The sequence below is a fragment of the Nostoc sp. FACHB-152 genome, assembly GCF_014697475.1.
Classification (GTDB): domain Bacteria; phylum Cyanobacteriota; class Cyanobacteriia; order Cyanobacteriales; family Nostocaceae; genus Nostoc_B.
The window spans coordinates 1-4,015 of sequence record NZ_JACJRV010000171.1 but is presented as its reverse complement, the minus strand read 5'-3'; the positions used below and the strand labels follow the sequence as shown (position 1 = coordinate 4,015).

Below are 4,015 nucleotides of genomic sequence, written 5' to 3'. Positions count from 1 at the left end.
TTCTGTCTTCCTCTGGGGTCAGAATGATGCGTAATGGGGCAGGCATAACAACCTAATTTAGCAGTTTTTCTATCTTATAATTAATTCCACCCACCTACTTAGTCGTATATAGATATCAGTGCCTTGTCACAGCACTATCATTTGAAAAAGCCATATTTATAACTTTTGCTAGATTAGTACCAAGCTTTACAAAAGTTGTAAAACACCAGGACTTTTGATTTAGAAAATTAGGTTGGGCTGATTTTCGAGTAACTGACTATTCCCAAATCCAGAAATGGTGGGAAATCATCATGAGTGCTTATCTCATGGTTAGTCTTCACTCTCAAGTTTTGAACAATCAACCCCAACTTGGGGGAAACTAAACCCACAGATCCAGTTGTAGCAAAGTTCTGCGAACATGATTGGTGGGACTTTGGTAAAGGGTGGAAGAATTTACTCAACAATTTACGCTTAGTTATTCAACCTTGGGTATTCTTTAATTTACTAAAACCTTGGCTCAGAGTCTTTCCAGTTTCGCATTTATAAAGTGTGCGTTGCACCGTAAAGATCATACAATTGGCTGAAAACAACGATGATTGCAGGTCGGGGGATTTATAATTGCAGGTCGCTAGTGTGATTCGTTCTGTCGAAACGAATAGAAATATTCGGGGATGACAGACAAGGAAGATAGAAGAGAGAAATCTCCACTGAACCTTGATAACTCAATTTTTCGTGATGGTGTAATTCCATCCCTCCAAGTGCAGGAGTGACAGCAAGTCCCCCACTTCAACAAAGTGGTTCTTTGCTGAGGTGAAGCGGGGAATCATGGCGGTAACTGCAAGCCTAATGTGGAATCCCGCCTAGCATAGCTGGTCATGGGTAGTCAGACGAATCTCTTGACTGAATCATCGTTATGCAAAACAAGCCAAAAGGCTCTTGGGCTTGTCCCAAAAGGGAAAGGATAAGTGGTTGGCTGATTAGTGACAGACCAACAAGCACTCACAATAAACCCGGTGAAGAGAGAGAACCCTAAAACCAGCAACAAACGAAAATTGGGAACGAAATAACCCCCTGACGTGTTCTTTTGGAAATGGTCGATTTCCTGAGTAGGTAGCCAGCCGCAAGCCTTCAAGGGGAAGGATTGCCTCAGAAGCCAAAGCCTTTGGGAAAGCCAGAGGATATGCAGACGGAGGCACGGTGACTTGGATTGTAGAGGTACTAGTAGCAATTTACATGGCTAAAACGAGTTTCAAGACTACGGTGGAATGGAATGCTATCCCCTGGCGAAAACTAGAGAGGAAAGTGTTCAAGTTGCAAAAGCGCATCTACAAAGCCTCGCAGCGTGGCGATGTCAAAGCAGTTCGTCAACTCCAAAAAACGTTGTTGCACTCCTGGTCAGCAAAGTGTTTAGCGGCTCGTAGGGTAACACAGGACAACCGAGGTAAGAAGACGGCAGGAGTGGATGGGCAGAAAAACCTGTCCCCAAAAGCACGTCTCATCTTAGTACAATCCCTGAAGCTAGGTGATAAAGCCTCTCCCACCCGCAGGGTGTGGATTCCAAAACCTGGCTCATCAGGCGAAAAAAGACCCCTTTCTATACCCACTCTATACGACCGCGCCTTGCAATCGCTAGTAAAACTAGCCTTAGAACCCGAATGGGAAGCTCGCTTCGAGCCAAACTCGTTTGGTTTTCGACCTGGAAGAAATGCCCATGATGCAATGAAGGCAATATTCAACACTATTAAGTTCAAACCTAAATATGTTTTGGATGCTGATATTGCAAAATGTTTTGACAAAATTGATCATAATGTTCTGCTGCCAAAATTAAATACATTCCCCACCATTCGCCGACAAATTCGTGCATGGTTAAAAGCGGGAGTGATTGATTTCTCCGAATATGCTTTGAGGGAGAAATCTGACTACACAACATCGATGGGTGTTCCACAAGGGGGTACAATTTCGCCGTTATTAGCGAATATAGCCCTCCACGGTATGGAGAATAGAATTAAACAAGTTGCTTTAAGTTTACCCGGTTGTAAAGCGGCGAACTATACAGCAATAAGCTTAATTCGATTTGCAGATGATTTTTTGATTCTGCACAAAGACCTCGCCGTTATCCAAAGATGTCAGCAGATTATTAGTGAATGGTTAAGCGAAATGGGACTGGAATTGAAGCCAAGTAAAACCCGAATATCCCATACACTTAATATGTATGAAGGTAAGGTTGGTTTTGATTTTTTGGGTTTCACTGTTCGACAATTTCCTGTTGGAAAATATCACAGTGGTAAAAGCTCAAGCGGAAAATTACTTGGTTACAAAACTCTGATTACCCCAAGTAAAGCAAAGCTGAAGATACACGCGCAGAAGATAGGTAAATTGATTGATGAGCATAAGGCAGTACCACAATCTGATTTAATCGCTCATTTGAATCCCGTCATCCGTGGATGGACAAACTACTACTCATGTGTCGTCAGTAAACGCATATTTAACCAGGCTGATACAACATTATTTAGTCAGCTAAAAGCATGGGCAGAACATCGTCACCCTAATAAATCTTCCCGATGGAGTTGTCAAAAGTATTGGCAAACCGTAGGGTCTGATAATTGGGTATTTAAACCCCATAACCAGAAAATTCGCTTACTCAAGCACCGTGAAACTCGCATTGTGAGACACATACAGGTGCAAGGAAGCCGGAGTCCGTTTGATGGTGACTGGGTGTACTGGAGTTCCAGAATGGGTAAACATCCCGAAGCTCCAATCAGGGTGGCAACACTCCTGAAGATGCAGAAAGGAAAGTGTACTCACTGTGGACTGTTTTTTCACCATGAAGATTTGATGGAAATCGACCATAAAATCCCCCGCTCCCAAGGTGGTAAGGACAGTTATGACAACCTTCAATTACTTCATGGACATTGCCATGATGCTAAAACAGCTTCCTCTGATAAATTTGCTGTTACAGTTCCAGAAATAGATGAGGATTATCTCAACCTTAATCCCTTTTAACTCTGAACTTAGAGGCTTGCATGACAAGCACTAAATTACCGAGGAGCCGTGTGAAATTAACGTTTCATGCACGGTTTTGTAGCCGAGTCAGGGAGGTGACTTTCTGGCTTAGGCATCCAGGTATGGACGATGGATGATACTCAAGAACTAATTGCTATCAAACATGAGTTCGGGATAAGCTGTCACCATGATTCTATCGTTGGCTGAAACTCCTATTCCTTCGTATAACTAGCAGCAAAATCGTCTTAACCCGAACTGAGGTTATCAAAGAAGAACTGGAGCGAATTAGCTCACGCCTCAGCAAGATTTTTGGGCAAACGCATCCCCAATTTGACAACGTATTTGAAGACCTGGGCGCGGCTGGGTATTATCTTCGGGAAACTGGTTATAGTCTGGAATCAGCACTTAAAACCGTGCAAAGTGATAGCGCAGCCGCTTCGGATAATCCAGAGTCTGGAGAAACTCAACCTGAATAAACTAATTAGTTCCGCAAACATCGCCTTAATCAAGTTTAACAATACAAATGTATTAAAATAATTACAAAAGGCAAGCGGCTTTTCGTCAGACATCGCCTTAAACCAAAAGCCCAGTCGGGATGACTGGACTTAAGTGGGGTAATTTTCCCCTGGTTATTTATAGAAGTTATTTATAAGTTGCTTTACTAATAAGGACTACACCGCCTAGCTTAACTATTTCGGAAAATTCGTTGCCTGCCTATATTCTCTAACACTGGTAGTGGACAGATATATATTACAGTTGTAGTATATGAATATGACTCAAAATTACAAATACTACAAAAAATTGATGAGCCGCAGATTCTCTTCTTCCTCAAATAATGAAGTGCATTGCAAACCTGCCAGGGGTTCAGGCAGAGCAATTGTGCTGTTTGCCTTTGAGAGAGCATATCGGTTGATTAGTGGTAAATCTGCAAGCTTAAGGGGCTACAAAAAGGGCTAGAATGCAGACAGAATAAGTCTCATAGCTCTTTGACCTTGTTGGTAGAAAGGACGCTTATTAGGACTTAATGTCAATA

1 protein-coding gene is annotated in these 4,015 nt (G+C 42.4%); it reads left to right on the top strand.

The window, feature by feature from the left end:
* Positions 1 to 1,176 precede the first annotated feature (1,176 nt).
* Complete coding sequence (gene ltrA / locus H6G76_RS36200) at positions 1,177 to 2,982, top strand: group II intron reverse transcriptase/maturase (protein WP_313934901.1); 1,806 nt, start codon at positions 1,177 to 1,179, stop codon at positions 2,980 to 2,982.
* Positions 2,983 to 4,015: the final 1,033 nt, after the last annotated feature.